The organism is Mycolicibacterium sp. ND9-15 (assembly GCF_035918395.1).
Classification (GTDB): domain Bacteria; phylum Actinomycetota; class Actinomycetes; order Mycobacteriales; family Mycobacteriaceae; genus Mycobacterium.
Genome location: NZ_CP142362.1, coordinates 137849 through 150715, shown reverse-complemented (window position 1 = coordinate 150715; position 12867 = coordinate 137849). Strand labels below are relative to the sequence as shown.

The 12867-nt window shown below is 68.4% G+C and carries 15 protein-coding genes; 11 read left to right on the top strand and 4 right to left on the bottom strand.

Translation table 11 applies throughout. The features are described from left to right. Window positions 1-27: 27 nt before the first annotated feature. Window positions 28-618: a TetR family transcriptional regulator gene (locus tag QGN32_RS00740; protein WP_326546791.1), complete on the bottom strand. Its 591-nt coding sequence runs from the start codon at window positions 616-618 to the stop codon at window positions 28-30. Between the two features lie 47 nt (window positions 619-665). On the opposite strand from QGN32_RS00740, the gene bioB reads away from it, so the two are divergent. The 3 genes from bioB to QGN32_RS00725 are packed head-to-tail and all read left to right on the top strand — an operon-like array spanning window position 666 to window position 2502. Continuing rightward, the gene (gene bioB, locus QGN32_RS00735; RefSeq protein WP_326546790.1) at window positions 666-1661 is read left to right on the top strand and encodes a biotin synthase BioB; all 996 of its coding nucleotides are present in this window, start codon (window positions 666-668) and stop codon (window positions 1659-1661) included. A gap of 11 nt (window positions 1662-1672) precedes the next feature. Then, window positions 1673-1864 carry a biotin synthase auxiliary protein BsaP gene (bsaP, locus tag QGN32_RS00730; RefSeq protein WP_326546789.1) on the top strand — a complete coding sequence of 64 codons (192 nt, stop codon included), beginning with the start codon at window positions 1673-1675 and terminating at the stop codon, window positions 1862-1864. Further along, a complete protein-coding gene (locus QGN32_RS00725) occupies window positions 1861-2502 on the top strand; it encodes a DUF2567 domain-containing protein (protein ID WP_326546788.1) in 642 nt (213 codons plus the stop codon). Before bsaP ends, QGN32_RS00725 begins: the two co-directional genes overlap by 4 nt. Here QGN32_RS00725 and QGN32_RS00720 read toward each other — a convergent pair. Beyond that, complete coding sequence (locus tag QGN32_RS00720; RefSeq protein ID WP_326546787.1) at window positions 2459-3796, bottom strand: lipase family protein; 1338 nt, start codon at window positions 3794-3796, stop codon at window positions 2459-2461. The genes QGN32_RS00725 and QGN32_RS00720 overlap by 44 nt on opposite strands. Before the next feature lie 42 nt (window positions 3797-3838). Further along, a complete protein-coding gene (locus tag QGN32_RS00715; protein WP_326546786.1) occupies window positions 3839-4543 on the bottom strand; it encodes an NUDIX hydrolase in 705 nt (234 codons plus the stop codon). 47 nt (window positions 4544-4590) lie between these two features. On the opposite strand from QGN32_RS00715, the gene nadA reads away from it, so the two are divergent. Genes nadA through QGN32_RS00695 form a run of 4 tightly spaced genes read left to right on the top strand, consistent with a single transcriptional unit; the run spans window position 4591 to window position 8571 of the window. Further along, window positions 4591-5634, top strand: a complete 1044-nt coding sequence (gene nadA / locus QGN32_RS00710) for a quinolinate synthase NadA (protein WP_326546785.1) — start codon at window positions 4591-4593, stop codon at window positions 5632-5634. After that, window positions 5631-7208 carry an L-aspartate oxidase gene (locus tag QGN32_RS00705; RefSeq protein WP_326546784.1) on the top strand — a complete coding sequence of 526 codons (1578 nt, stop codon included), beginning with the start codon at window positions 5631-5633 and terminating at the stop codon, window positions 7206-7208. The genes nadA and QGN32_RS00705 overlap by 4 nt, the downstream gene beginning before the upstream one ends. Further along, window positions 7208-8065 (top strand): carboxylating nicotinate-nucleotide diphosphorylase, encoded by an 858-nt coding sequence (gene nadC / locus QGN32_RS00700; RefSeq protein WP_326546783.1) that lies wholly within the window; start codon window positions 7208-7210, stop codon window positions 8063-8065. Before QGN32_RS00705 ends, nadC begins: the two co-directional genes overlap by 1 nt. Before the next feature lie 56 nt (window positions 8066-8121). After that, the gene (locus QGN32_RS00695) at window positions 8122-8571 is read left to right on the top strand and encodes a hypothetical protein (RefSeq protein WP_326548867.1); all 450 of its coding nucleotides are present in this window, start codon (window positions 8122-8124) and stop codon (window positions 8569-8571) included. Window positions 8572-8655: 84 nt separating this feature from the next. On the opposite strand, the gene QGN32_RS00690 is transcribed toward QGN32_RS00695, so the two are convergent. After that, window positions 8656-9066 (bottom strand): nitroreductase family deazaflavin-dependent oxidoreductase, encoded by a 411-nt coding sequence (locus tag QGN32_RS00690; protein ID WP_326546782.1) that lies wholly within the window; start codon window positions 9064-9066, stop codon window positions 8656-8658. Window positions 9067-9102: 36 nt separating this feature from the next. On the opposite strand from QGN32_RS00690, the gene hisD reads away from it, so the two are divergent. From hisD to hisH, 4 genes are read left to right on the top strand one after another with little or no spacing between them, the layout of a single operon-like run. Then, window positions 9103-10446 carry a histidinol dehydrogenase gene (hisD, locus tag QGN32_RS00685; RefSeq protein WP_326546781.1) on the top strand — a complete coding sequence of 448 codons (1344 nt, stop codon included), beginning with the start codon at window positions 9103-9105 and terminating at the stop codon, window positions 10444-10446. Next, on the top strand, window positions 10446-11606 hold the full coding sequence (locus tag QGN32_RS00680; RefSeq protein WP_326546780.1) for a histidinol-phosphate transaminase: 1161 nt from the start codon (window positions 10446-10448) through the stop codon (window positions 11604-11606). Before hisD ends, QGN32_RS00680 begins: the two co-directional genes overlap by 1 nt. After that, on the top strand, window positions 11603-12250 hold the full coding sequence (gene hisB, locus QGN32_RS00675) for an imidazoleglycerol-phosphate dehydratase HisB (RefSeq protein WP_326546779.1): 648 nt from the start codon (window positions 11603-11605) through the stop codon (window positions 12248-12250). Before QGN32_RS00680 ends, hisB begins: the two co-directional genes overlap by 4 nt. Next, on the top strand, window positions 12247-12867 hold the full coding sequence (gene hisH / locus QGN32_RS00670; protein ID WP_326546778.1) for an imidazole glycerol phosphate synthase subunit HisH: 621 nt from the start codon (window positions 12247-12249) through the stop codon (window positions 12865-12867). Before hisB ends, hisH begins: the two co-directional genes overlap by 4 nt.

The following is a 12867-nucleotide window of genomic DNA, read 5'->3' as shown; positions in this document are numbered from 1 at the left end:
ATCGAACGTGAAGCATCGGACGTGAAGCTATGCGCGAGAAATCGGCAGTTCGTCGAGCACAAGTTCACGTTCAGCGACGCGAATACCGCCGACGAGAAGCTGAACTCCGAAGCGGAACCGCGCCGAGGCGTCATCGGCAAGCGCCGACTGCTCTTCGGGCAGTTCGGCCCCGGCGGCGTCCCACTGCAGGCGCGACTGCTCGTCGACGGTGAAGCCGAGCACGTAGTAGAGGACGGTACGGGCGGCCAGTTCGGCATGGGCGGCCGACACGCCGGCGTCCACGGTCGCCGCGGTCAACTGCTCGACGATCTGCGCCATCGCCGATGACTGACCTGCCGCGAAGCTCGCGGAGACGAGTTCCGCCCCATCCGTATGAGACAACAGCGCATCGCGAAGCCGGTTGCACACGTCGACGATGCCCGTCGTGGCCGGAACAGCGCCCAGGATCCGATCTGCCACGGCTCCGAGCAACTCCTGCTTGTTGGCGAAGTGCCAGTACAGGGCGCCGGGGGAGACCTCGAGCTCACGCGCGAGCCGCCGCATGGTCAGGTCGGCCAGCCCGTAGGTGTCCAACAGCGTCGCCGCCGCTTCGACCACGTCGCGTTTGTGTAGCTGCACGCCCGTACCCTAACCTGAACGCCGTTCAAGTAATGAGAGGCAGACAGGTGATCGACATTCTTGCGGTGGCCCGCGAGCAGGTGCTGGTGCGCGGCGAAGGCCTGAACCAGGACCAGACGCTGCAGGTGCTGCAGTTGCCGGACGATCGCCTCGACAACCTTCTCGCGTTGGCGCACGAGGTCCGCATGGCCTGGTGCGGTCCCGATGTCGAAGTCGAGGGCATCATCAGCCTGAAGACCGGCGGCTGCCCGGAAGACTGCCATTTCTGTTCGCAGTCAGGGCTTTTCGCCTCGCCCGTCCGCAGCGCATGGCTGGACGTCCCGAGCCTGGTGGAAGCCGCCAAGCAGACCGCGAAGACCGGCGCGACCGAGTTCTGCATCGTGGCCGCGGTGCGCGGACCCGACGAGCGGCTGCTGTCGCAGGTTGCCGCGGGCATCGAGGCGATCCGCAATGAGGTCGACATCCAGATCGCCTGCTCCCTGGGCATGCTCAGCCAGAAGCAAGTGGACCGCCTCAAAGAGATGGGCGTGCACCGCTACAACCACAACCTGGAGACCGCGCGGTCGTACTTCACCAACGTCGTCACCACGCACACCTGGGAAGAGCGCTGGGACACCCTGCAGATGGTCCGCGAGGCCGGCATGGAGGTCTGCTGCGGCGGCATCCTCGGGATGGGCGAAACGCTCGAGCAGCGCGCGGAGTTCGCCGCTGACCTCGCCGAACTCGATCCGCATGAGGTGCCGCTGAACTTCCTCAACCCGCGGCCGGGCACCCCGTTCGGCGACTTGGAGGTGCTGCCTGCCGCCGACGCGCTCAGGGCCGTCGCGGCCTTCCGGCTGGCGCTGCCCCGGACGATGCTGCGCTTCGCGGGTGGCCGGGAGATCACCCTGGGCGATCTCGGCGCCAAGAAGGGCATCCTCGGCGGGATCAACGCGGTCATCGTCGGAAACTACCTGACCACGCTCGGCCGTCCGGCCGAGGCGGACCTGGAACTGCTCGACGATCTGCAGATGCCCATCAAGGCCCTCAACGCCAGCCTGTAGAACGTACAGGTATGGCGTTCAACGTCTACACCGGCGAATCCGGCGGCACCACGGTGCCGACCGCGGCCCAGCTCGGCCTCGAGCCGCCCCGGTTCTGCGCCGAGTGCGGTCGTCGGATGATCGTCCAGGTGCGCCCCGACGGCTGGTCGGCCCGCTGCTCCCGGCACGGCCTGACCGACTCGAAGGATCTGGACCAGCGATGAACGATGTTGCCGCCCCACGGATTTCGCGTACCCGCGCGGCGCTGACGGTGACGGTGGCGCTGGCGGCATCCGGCCTCGTGGTCGGCGCGCTGTGGTCGTGGCTGGCGCCGCCGGTTCACGGCGTGGTGGCGTTGGCGCGCGACGGCGATCGCGTTCGCGGCTATCTGGGCAACGAGGGCGACCACTTCTTCGTCGCGGCATTCCTGCTCGTCGGCATGCTCTGCGCCGTAACGGTCATCGCCGCGGTACTGGTGTGGCAGTGGCGGGCACACCGCGGGCCGGTGATGATGGCGGCGCTGGCGACCGGCAGCATGCTGGCCGCGGGCGCGGCCGCCGGCGTGGGCACATTGCTCGTGCATCTGCGGTACGGGACGATCGACGTGGCCGGCGCGCCGGTGACGCCCGAACATCGCGTGCACTACGTCGTGGAGGCGCCGCCCGTGTTCTTCGGGCATTCGCCGCTACAGGCGGCGCTGACGATCCTGTTCCCCGCCGCGGTGGCCGCGCTGGTCTACTCGTTGACCGCCGTGTCCACGGCGCGCGATGATCTGGGCGCGTGGCCGCCGGTCGAAGTACCGGAATTCGTCCCCCCGGTCACAGCGGAGAGCGCTCCACCTTCCGGCCCGTCATCACCTTGACCGCGATCTTGGCCAGCCGCGTCATCCCGACGTAGGTCATCGGGTTCAGCAGCGTCGGCCACGTCGTGCGGACCAGATGCTCCGAGAGCGGCTTGTTGTCGAACCGGTCGATCAGCCAGCGCAGCGCCATCGGCGCCGACATTGGGTGCAGCAGCATGTGCTCGCTGAACAGATCGCGGTGGTAGGTGACCGATGCGCCGCCGGAGCGGTAGATCTCGGTGAGCTCGTCGATATCGCGGACCGAGACGATCTTGTCGTGGACGGCCTGCACAATCAGCATGGGCGGGGTCGGCACGGCGGTGCCCAGCTTGATGTTGTCGAAGACGTGCCTGACCTCGGGCATATCCAGGATCTCGTTGAGCGGCCGCTTGACGAGCTTGTCCATGTCCATGCCCGCGAACCGCAACACGGCGTGCGCGGTGGTCATGTCCTTGATGCGCAGCAGCATCGCCTTGCCCTCGTCGGTGGCATGTTCCTGAATGACCCGGTGGAGGTCCGGATAGACATGGCTCAGCGCCGCCACCACCATGGCGGGCAGTCCCGAGTACATGCTGCCGTTGAGCCGGCGGTATGCGCTGCCGAGATCCCCGACGGGGGAACCGAGGACCGCACCGACGATATTGAGCTCGGGAGCGTACTGGCCGTGCATCTCGGCGGCCCACGACGAGGCCAGCCCGCCGCCGGAGTACCCCCACAGCCCGATCGGCGCCGACTCGCACAGCCCGAGCCGCTCGCAGCTCACGGCCGCGCGCAGGCCGTCGAGGATGCGGAAGCCCGGTTCGTACGGCGTGCCCCACAGGCCGTACGGTCCCTCATGGTCGGGGACCGAGACCGCCCACCCCTCGGCGAGCGCCGCCGCGATCAGAAAAAACTCGAACTGGGCGAGCGCGCCGGGGGCCAACGACTTGCGGCGCAGCGCGTACGAAGGGAAGCAGCGCGAGGACACCGCGTCGATCGCGCACTGGTAGGACACGACCGGCACGACGTCCCGGTTCACCCGCTCGGCCGGCACGATCACCGTGGTGACGGTCGCCTCCGGGGCTCCGTTCATATCGGTGGTGCGGTAGAGCAGCTGCGTTGCGGTGAACTTCTGCGGGATCAGGCCCAGAAAGGCCAGCTCGACGTCGCGGCTGCGCAGCACGGTGCCGGGTTCGGCGTGCTGGAAGCCGGCGGGCGGTTCGTAGAACGGGTCGTCGGGGGGAAGCTGCGGGCGGGTACCCCGGGACAGGTCCTCGTGCGGTACGTACCCGATCCATTCGGCACCTGATGCCGGCGCGGCATTGCCCAGAGACATTCGGCCATTCTTGCTTAAGAGAGCGTTAAGAATCCAGTCGACTCACCCGGGCGGGCGTAACGCCGCGAATTCATCGGTCACACGGTAGTGCGCCTCGGTGAACCGGTACAACGCCGCGGGCCGCCCTCCGCTGCGGCCGGACCGCGCGGTGGTGCCGGTGCGGGTGATGACGTTGCGACGCTCGAGCACACGTTGCAGGTTGGTCGCGTCAACGGGGTGGCCGAGGGCGGCGCTGTAGATGTCCCTCAACGTGGATAGCGCGAATTCCCTTGGCGCCAAAGCAAATCCGATGTTCGTATAGGACAGCTTGGCAACGAGCCTGGTACGTGCGTGTTCGACCATGGTGCCGTGGTCGAACGCCATCGGCGGCAGATCGCTCACCGGGTGCCAGCGCGTGTCCGGCGGCAACTCCGGCGTGGCGGGGGAAGGCACCAACCCGAGGGAAGTCGACGCGATCGTCCGGACGCCGGGGACCCGGTGCGGATCGGAGAAGACGGCCAGCTGTTCGAGGTGAGCAAGCTCACGAAGGTCCACCTTTTCGGCCAACTGCCGGCGAACGGAGCTGGTCAGGTCCTCGTCATCGCCGATTCGTCCGCCCGGAAGCGACCACTTGCCGCGCTCAGGGTCCAGCGCCCGCTGCCACAACAGCACGTGAAGTGCCGGTTTCTGTCCTGCGGCCTTTTGACTGACTTCTCGAACCTGGAACACGGCGGCGAGCACCTCGTGGGCGGTGCTAATATGAACCATGTTTTCGATTGTAAGTCGAAAACCCGATCTGGACGAAGGAGGCGGCCATGACGGTTCTCGACCGGATGCCCGCAGACGACCTATCGCGCCGCATCGTCGATGGTCCGGCCGGCTTTTCCGGGGTTGACGGCGATGAGGACTGGGCCGCCGAGGTTCGTCGCATTGCCGATCTGCGTGGCGCGACGCTGCTGGCGCACAACTACCAGTTGCCCGCCATCCAGGACGTTGCCGACCACGTCGGCGACTCCCTGGCACTGTCGCGGATCGCCGCCGACGTGCCCGAGGACACCATCGTGTTCTGCGGTGTGCACTTCATGGCCGAGACGGCGAAGATCCTGGCCCCGGACAAGACCGTGCTGATCCCGGACCAACGGGCCGGCTGCTCGCTCGCCGACTCCATCACCGCCGACGAACTGCGCGCCTGGAAGGCCGAACACCCCGGAGCGGTCGTGGTGTCCTACGTCAACACCACCGCGGCGGTGAAGGCCGAGACCGACATCTGCTGCACATCGTCGAACGCCGTGGAGGTGGTCGAGTCGATTCCCGAGGACCGCGAGGTGCTGTTCTGCCCGGACCAGTTCCTCGGCGCCCATGTGCGGCGGGTCACCGGTCGTACGAATGTGCACGTGTGGGCGGGCGAGTGCCACGTGCACGCGGGCATCAACGGCGACGAACTCGCGGACCAGGCCCAAGCTCACCCTGACGCCGAACTCTTCGTCCACCCCGAATGCGGCTGTGCCACATCGGCGTTGTACCTCGCCGGAGAGGGCGCAGTTCCGGAGGACCGCGTCAAGATCCTGTCCACCGGCGGGATGCTGGACGCCGCCCGCCAAACGGGTGCGCGCCAGGTGCTGGTCGCGACCGAGATCGGGATGTTGTATCAGCTGCGCCGCGCCGCGCCGGGCGTCGACTTCATGGCGGTCAATAACCGCGCCTCCTGCAAGTTCATGAAGATGATCACACCGGCCGCGCTGTTGCGCTGTCTGCTGGAGGGCAAGGACGAGGTTCGCGTCGATCCCGAGACCGCACGATTGGCCCGGGCCAGCGTGCAGCGCATGATCGGGATCGGCCAACCCGGCGGCGGCGAATGACGCGCCCGGCCGCCTGCGGTTCGGGCCGGTGGGCCGGTCATTGGCAACAGCGCGCCGATGTCGTCGTGATCGGTACCGGCGTGGCGGGCCTGGTAGCAGCGCTCGCGGCGTATCGCCGGGGCCGAAACGTCATGGTGCTCAGCAAGACCCCCAAACTTGTCGGGACCACCGCGACGTTCTACGCCCAGGGCGGGATCGCCGTGGTGCTGCCGGACGCCATGCGGGAGGACGGAGACTCGGTCGAGGCACACGTCGCAGATACCCTCGCCGCGGGCGCGGGCCTGTGCGATCCCGATGCGGTGCGCTCGATCGTGGCCGACGGGTACCGCGCGGTCCTCGAATTGGTGGACGACGGGGCGCGGTTCGACGAGGCGGCGCCGGGGTCGTGGTCGCTGACCCGTGAGGGCGGACATTCACGGCGCAGGATCATCCACGCCGGCGGTGACGCGACCGGCGCGGAGGTGCAGCGGACCCTCGACGCTGCGGCGGCCGCGTTGGACATCCGCCACAACCACATCGCGGTCGAGATCCTGCACGAAGCGGGGGCGGTCACCGGTGTGCTGGTGCTCAACGACGACGGACCCGGGGTGGTGCACGCGCCGTCGGTGATCCTGGCGACCGGGGGACTCGGTCATCTCTATTCGGCCACCACCAACCCCGACGGCTCCACCGGAGACGGTGTCGCGCTTGCGATGTGGGCCGGGCAGCCGGTCAGCGAGCTCGAGTTCATCCAGTTTCACCCGACCATGCTGTTCGATGGGCACAATGCCGGCAGACGCCCCCTGATCACCGAGGCCGTCCGCGGTGAGGGCGCGATACTTGTTGACTCCCAAGGCCGTTCGGTCACCGACGGTGTCCACCCGATGGGTGATCTGGCGCCGCGCGACGTGGTGGCCGCAGCGATCCACGCCCGCATCGAGGAGACGGGCGCGCCGTGTGTGTTCCTCGACGCTCGGCGTATCGACGGTTTCATCAAGCGATTTCCGACGGTGACCGCGGCCTGCCGGGCGGCGGGTATCGACCCCACGCTCGAGGCGATTCCGGTAGTCCCCGGCGCGCACTACAGCTGCGGCGGCGTGGTCACCGATCTGCACGGCGGCACCGACCTCGCGGGCCTGTTTGCCGCCGGCGAGGTCGCTCACACGGGTCTCCACGGTGCGAACCGGCTGGCGTCGAACAGCCTGCTCGAGGGGCTCGTCATCGGGCGCCGGGCTGGAAAAGCCGCCGCCGCACACGCTTTGGCCGCCGGGCCGGTGATGGCGCGACCGCCGCAACCCGCAGTGCGTCGAGCGCTGCCGCGCGCCGAGCTGCAGCGGGCGATGAGCAAGAATGCCGGCGTGGTGCGCGACGGCCACGGCTTGGGCATCCTCGCCAAGGAGTTGGACACCGCGCGACCGCGGGTGATCGGTTCGCGCGCCGACTTCGAGGACGTGGCACTGACGACGGCGGCCGGGGCCGTCGCGGCTGCCGCGCTGAGCCGTACCGAATCCCGCGGCTGCCATCACCGGCGCGACTATCCAGACACCGACTCCGCGCAGGCGCGCAGTCTCCTCGCGGCCGGGGCGTGCTGCTGATGGAACTGACCGCCGATGAGCTCGCCGAGGCTCGCAGGGTGATCGCGCGGGGTCTCGAAGAAGATCTGCGCTACGGACCGGATGTCACCACCCTCGCCACGGTGCCGGCGTACGCCAGGACAACGGCGTCGATGGTGGCCCGCGAGGCGGGCGTGATCGCCGGCGTGGACATCGCACTGGTCGCCCTCGACGAGGTGCTCGGTCCGGACGGCTACCTGGTCAAGCATCGCGTCGAGGACGGGACCCGGCTTGAACCCGGCGGCGTCGTGCTCACCGTCGACGCGCCCACCCAGGGATTGCTCACCGCCGAGCGGACCACGCTGAACCTGCTCTGCCACCTTTCGGGCATCGCCACCACGACCGCGGCATGGGTCGAGGCGGTCTCCGGGACCGGGGCGAAGATCCGCGACACCCGCAAGACGCTCCCGGGCCTGCGCGCGCTGCAGAAGTACGCGGTGCGCGTCGGCGGTGGTGTCAACCACCGGATGGGTCTCGGCGACGCAGCGCTGATCAAGGACAACCATGTCGCTGCTGCCGGATCGGTGGTGGCGGCGCTGCGGGCCGTGCGCGCGGCCGCGCCGGAGCTGGAATGCGAAGTCGAGGTGGATTCGCTCGAGCAGCTCGACGAAGTACTGTCCGAAACCGTCGAACTGGTTCTGTTGGACAACTTTCCGGTGTGGCAAACGCAGATCGCGGTGCAACGCCGCGACACCCGGTCGCCGGCCACGAAGCTGGAATCGTCCGGCGGGCTGTCGCTCGAGAGCGCCGCAGAGTACGCGGGCACCGGTGTGGACTACCTCGCGATCGGGGCGCTCACCCACTCGGTGCGAGTCCTCGATATCGGTCTAGATCTCTAGGGCGACCGAATACCATCGGACGCGTGGATGAGGATTCGTCGCGCCGACTGAAACTGATGACCGGCGCCAGCCTAATCGTCGCCGTCGCTGCTCTGGCGGTCGCGGGGTGGGCGCTGTACAGATCGAGCCAATCCGAAACCGAGTACGACGCGACTCAGGTCGCCGACGCCAAGACCAAGATCTGCCAGGCGACCGACGTGGTACGAAAAGGTGTCTCGCTCAACACGAACCTGCAACCGGCAGGAGGCCCGCAGGACGTCACCGGAGCCCAGGCGGTTGCTGCCAACGCGCGGATCTCGCTGTACGACGGCGGTCAGTATCTGCTGGACCGGCTCGATCCTGCCACCCCGGTGGTGCTCAGCGAAAAGGTCCGTCAGTTCGCGAACAACTTGATCGACATCGGTGCCAACGCCACCGCGGGGATACCGAACGACGATCCGGCCCAAGCGAAGCGGCTGTCCGACGCCGATGCCCAGAACAAGAGCATCACCGAGCTCTGCAAGTAGCTCACCGGCTCAGTAGGGCCCGGGCAGCCACTTTCGCGGCGACGAGGCCGGCGGTACCGGCAAGACGGTGTTCAGCCGGGTGCGTCAGGCGATATCGGCGACGAAGATCGCCATCCGTCCGGCCTGCAGCCGGGCCATCAGCGGCAACCCGTCCGCGTTGTCGCCCGCGGGCACGATCCGGGGGTTGACCAGGTGCAGATCGCGACGGGTGAGGTGCAGATCGGCCTCCCCGGCGGCCAACACGTTCTTCACCCAGTCGGTTTTTCCGTGCCCGAGCGCGATGGCGGCGGTGTTGCCCTTGCGGTAGACAGTGACGATCGTCTCGTAGGGCTTACCGGACTTGCGGCCGCGGTGTTTGATCGTCGCCATCCCCGGCATCAGCCGGGAGAATGGCCTGACCATCTTGTTCAGGTACTTGACCTGCAGATTCTCGAACCACGGCGGAAACACCATCGGCACGCCGGGGGCGTTGTTGGGATGCTCACCGGCTCGCATGGCGCCTCCATAACCGATTTGGACTGCTCTGGGAGAATGGTCAGCGTGAATGTATCGCCAGGGCCGATCGCGCGCATCGACTTGCGCAACCGCTCGCTGGGCGCGGCGCAGCTGCGGGCGGCTCTGCCGAGGGGCGGCATCGACGTGGAGGCGGTGGTGCCGCGGGTCCGTCCGATCGTCGACGCGGTCGCCGAGCGCGGCGCGCAGGCGGCGCTGGAGTACGGCCAGACGTTCGACGGGATCGCCCCGCCGCAGGTCCGCGTGCCGCGGAGCCGTCTCGATGCGGCGCTGGCCGAGTTGGGCGCCGATGTGCGCGCCGCGCTCGAAGTCGCGATCGAGCGCGCCCGCGCCGTGCACGCCGATCAGCGCCGCACCGACACGACCACCACATTGGCGCCCGGTGCGACGGTCACCGAGCGCTGGGTACCGGTCGAGCGGGTCGGGCTCTACGTGCCCGGCGGTAACGCCGTATACCCGTCGAGCGTGGTGATGAATGTGGTGCCGGCGCAGACCGCGGGAGTCGACTCGCTGGTGATCGCCAGCCCGCCGCAGGCCGAACACGAGGGCCTCCCGCATCCGACGATCCTGGCGGCCGCCGCGCTGCTCGGCATCGACGAGGTGTGGGCGGTGGGCGGCGCACAGGCCATCGCGCTGCTCGCCTACGGGGGCACCGACACCGACGGGGCCGAGCTGGCGCCGGTCGACATGATCACCGGCCCTGGCAACATCTACGTCACCGCCGCCAAGCGCATCTGCCGGTCGCAGGTGGGCATCGACGCGGAGGCCGGCCCCACCGAGATCGCGATCCTGGCCGATCACACCGCCGACCCCGGCCACGTCGCGGCCGACTTGATCAGCCAGGCCGAGCACGACGAGCTGGCGGCCAGCGTGCTGGTCACCCCAAGCGTCGAGTTGGCCGACGCTACCGACCGCGAGCTGGCCAACCAGTTGCAGACGACGGTGCACCGCAAGCGGGTGAGCGCGGCGCTGGGTGGCAGACAGTCGGCGACGGTGCTCGTCGACGATCTCGCGGCGGGTATCCGCACCGTCAACGCCTACGCCGCCGAGCACCTGGAGATCCAGACCGCCGACGCACGCGAGGTGGCCGACCGGATCCGTTCTGCGGGCGCGATCTTCGTGGGCCCGTACGCGCCGGTCAGCCTTGGTGACTACTGCGCGGGCTCCAACCACGTGCTGCCCACCGCGGGCTGTGCCCGGCACTCCAGCGGGCTCTCGGTGCAGACGTTCCTGCGCGGGATCCACGTCGTCGACTACGACGAAGCCGCGCTGAAGGACGTTTCCGGCTACGTGATCACGCTCGCCGAAGCCGAGAACCTGCCCGCACACGGAGAAGCGGTGCGGCGGAGGTTCGAACGGTGATGAGCCGCTTGCGCGAAGAACAAGGAGCACAGCCGGTCGGCGAGAAGGTGACACTCGATGATCTGCCGGTGCGGGCCGATCTGCGCGGCAAATCGCCATACGGCGCACCGCAGTTGGACGTTCCGGTGCGGCTGAACACCAACGAGAACCCGCATCCGCCGACGCAGGCGCTCGTCGAGGACGTGACGGCCTCGGTGGCTGCGGTGGCGGGCGAGCTGCACCGCTACCCAGACCGCGACGCGGTGGCGCTGCGCACCGACCTGGCGACCTACCTCTCGGCGCAGACCCGAACTCGGCTCAGTTGCCAAAACCTTTGGGCGGCAAATGGTTCCAACGAGATCCTGCAACAGCTGCTGCAGGCGTTCGGCGGGCCCGGCCGCAGCGCGCTCGGATTCGTGCCGTCGTACTCGATGCACCCGCTCATCTCCGACGGCACGCAGACCGAGTGGCTGGTGGCCAACCGGGCCGACGACTTCAGCCTCGACATCGACGCCGCCGTCGCGGCCGTCGCCGAGCGCAAGCCTGACATCGTGTTCGTGGCAAGCCCGAACAACCCGTCGGGACAGAGCGTTCCGCTCGACGACCTGCGCCGGCTGCTGGACGCGATGAGCACCGGTCTTCTCATCGTCGACGAGGCCTACGGCGAGTTCTCCTCGCAGCCCAGCGCGGTACGCCTCATCGAGGAGTATCCGGCCCGGCTGGTGGTGACCCGCACCATGAGCAAGGCGTTCGCGTTCGCGGGCGGCCGACTCGGGTATCTGATCGCGGCGCCGGCCGTGATCGAGGCGGTGCTGCTGGTCCGGTTGCCGTACCACCTGTCGTCGGTGACGCAGGCCGCCGCCCGCGCCGCGCTGCGCCACGCCGACGACACGCTGGGCAGCGTCGCCACCCTCATCGCCGAACGAAACCGGGTCGCGGAGGCGTTGAGGGGCATGGGTTTCCGGGTGATCGACAGCGACGCCAACTTCGTGTTGTTCGGCGAATTCGCCGACGCACCCGCCACCTGGCAGCGCTACCTCGACGCCGGCATCCTCGTCCGTGACGTCGGCATCCCCGGCTATCTGCGCGCCACCACCGGCCTGGCCGAAGAGAACGATGCGCTGCTGGCCGCCAGCGCCCGCCTCGCCGCAACCGAACTGTCGACATTAGGAGCAAAGTGACCGAGCCTCGTCGGGCGACGATCGAGCGTAAGACCAAGGAAAGCGACATCGTCGTCGAACTCGACCTCGACGGCACCGGGCAGGTGCAGGTCGACACCGGAGTGCCGTTCTTCGATCACATGCTCACCGCGCTGGGCAGCCACGCGAGTTTCGACCTGACCGTGCGCGCCAAGGGTGACGTCGAGATCGAGGGCCACCACACGATCGAGGACACCGCAATCGTATTCGGACAAGCCCTCGGTCAGGCACTCGGCGACAAGAAGGGCATCCGCCGGTTCGGCGATGCGTGGATCCCCATGGACGAGACACTCGCGCACGCGGCCGTCGACGTGTCGGGCCGGCCGTACTGCGTGCACACCGGCGAACCGGATCACATGCTGCACTTCACGATCGCGGGAGCTTCGTCGAATACTCTTCGCGCAAGCGGGTCATCGCCGGCGCCGTACCATACCGTCGTCAACCGGCACGTGTTCGAGTCGCTGGCGATGAACGCGCGCATCGCGTTGCACGTGCGCACGATCTACGGCCGCGACCCCCACCACATCACCGAGGCGCAGTACAAGGCGGTCGCCCGCGCGCTGCGCCAGGCCGTCGAGTACGACCCCCGGGTGACCGGTGTGCCGTCGACGAAAGGCACTCTGTGACAAAGAAAGTCGTCGTCCTGGATTACGGTTCGGGTAATCTGCGCTCGGCGCAACGGGCACTGGAGCGCGTCGGTGCCGACGTCACGGTGACCGCCGACGCCGACGCGGCAATGGCCGCTGACGGCCTCGTGGTGCCCGGTGTCGGCGCGTTCGAGGCATGCATGGCCGGGCTACGCAAGATCGAGGGCGAGAAGCTGATCGCCGACCGAGTGGCGGCGGGTCGTTCCGTGCTCGGCGTGTGCGTCGGCATGCAGATCCTGTTCTCGCGCGGTGTGGAGTTCGGAGTGGAGACCATCGGTTGCGGCCAGTGGCCCGGCGCCGTCGTGCGACTCGACGCGCCGGTGATCCCGCACATGGGCTGGAATGTGGTCGACGCACCTGCCGGCAGCACGCTGTTCGCCGGAATCGACGCGGACACCCGGTTCTACTTCGTGCACTCGTACGCCGCCCAGCAGTGGGAGGGTGATCCGGCCGCGATGCTGACATGGGCCACCCACCACGTGCCGTTCCTCGCGGCGGTTGAGGACGGGCCGCTCTCGGCGACACAGTTCCACCCGGAGAAGAGCGGCGATGCCGGTGCCGCGTTGCTCGCCAACTGGGTCAAGGCATTAGGTTGA

Coding starts and splice junctions, on each gene's coding strand:
- bsaP (WP_326546789.1), top strand. CDS start 1,673: ATGGCGTTCAACGTCTACACCGGCGAATCCGGCGGCACCACGGTGCCG.
- QGN32_RS00725 (WP_326546788.1), top strand. CDS start 1,861: ATGAACGATGTTGCCGCCCCACGGATTTCGCGTACCCGCGCGGCGCTG.
- QGN32_RS00720 (WP_326546787.1), bottom strand. CDS start 3,796: ATGTCTCTGGGCAATGCCGCGCCGGCATCAGGTGCCGAATGGATCGGG.
- QGN32_RS00715 (WP_326546786.1), bottom strand. CDS start 4,543: ATGGTTCATATTAGCACCGCCCACGAGGTGCTCGCCGCCGTGTTCCAG.
- nadA (WP_326546785.1), top strand. CDS start 4,591: ATGACGGTTCTCGACCGGATGCCCGCAGACGACCTATCGCGCCGCATC.
- QGN32_RS00705 (WP_326546784.1), top strand. CDS start 5,631: ATGACGCGCCCGGCCGCCTGCGGTTCGGGCCGGTGGGCCGGTCATTGG.
- nadC (WP_326546783.1), top strand. CDS start 7,208: ATGGAACTGACCGCCGATGAGCTCGCCGAGGCTCGCAGGGTGATCGCG.
- QGN32_RS00695 (WP_326548867.1), top strand. CDS start 8,122: ATGACCGGCGCCAGCCTAATCGTCGCCGTCGCTGCTCTGGCGGTCGCG.
- QGN32_RS00690 (WP_326546782.1), bottom strand. CDS start 9,066: ATGCGAGCCGGTGAGCATCCCAACAACGCCCCCGGCGTGCCGATGGTG.
- hisD (WP_326546781.1), top strand. CDS start 9,103: ATGGTCAGCGTGAATGTATCGCCAGGGCCGATCGCGCGCATCGACTTG.
- QGN32_RS00680 (WP_326546780.1), top strand. CDS start 10,446: ATGAGCCGCTTGCGCGAAGAACAAGGAGCACAGCCGGTCGGCGAGAAG.